This window comes from Pseudomonas yangonensis (genome assembly GCF_009932725.1).
Taxonomy (GTDB): domain Bacteria; phylum Pseudomonadota; class Gammaproteobacteria; order Pseudomonadales; family Pseudomonadaceae; genus Aquipseudomonas; species Aquipseudomonas yangonensis.
On record NZ_BLJU01000088.1, the window covers coordinates 1 to 477 of the forward strand.

The following is a 477-nucleotide window of genomic DNA, read 5'->3' on the forward strand; positions in this document are numbered from 1 at the left end:
TACCGCTTGGCGACGCCCCTGTATCGTATAACCGAATGCTGAGCATTCACTTCTTGGCCAATGCTTGGAGCTTGCGGTGCAGCATCGAGATGTTGCGACCTTGAGCGACAAAGCTCGGCAGAGTGCCTGGAAGTTGGCGGGCGACTTTATCAGCATCGTCCCGATTTGGGAAGCTCCCAAATACGCAAGCTCCAGTGCCGGTCAATCTAGCTGAAACAAATTTGTTCAACAAGATCAAAGCGTTACGAACCTCTGGGTAACGCTTCTCTACAACCGGCTGGCAGTCGTTTCGACCACCCCCCGCAAGAAGGCTGCGAACTTTAATGGGCGGCGTATCGCGTGTCAACTCGGGCGAGCCGAAAACTTCTGCTGTGCTTACAAAGACTTGCGGCGCGGCGACGAGGAACCAGGGTTCCTCCAGCTCAACGGGCGTCAAACGCTCGCCCACGCCTTCGGCAAAGGCTGCGCGGCCGCGCA

1 protein-coding gene is annotated in these 477 nt (G+C 57.0%); it reads right to left on the reverse strand.

Translation table 11 applies throughout. From position 1 onward, the window contains the following. Window positions 1-46 precede the first annotated feature (46 nt). The coding region (locus GYB81_RS23610; RefSeq protein WP_368854861.1) for a 4-(cytidine 5'-diphospho)-2-C-methyl-D-erythritol kinase at window positions 47-477 on the reverse strand (431 nt) is incomplete at its 5' end.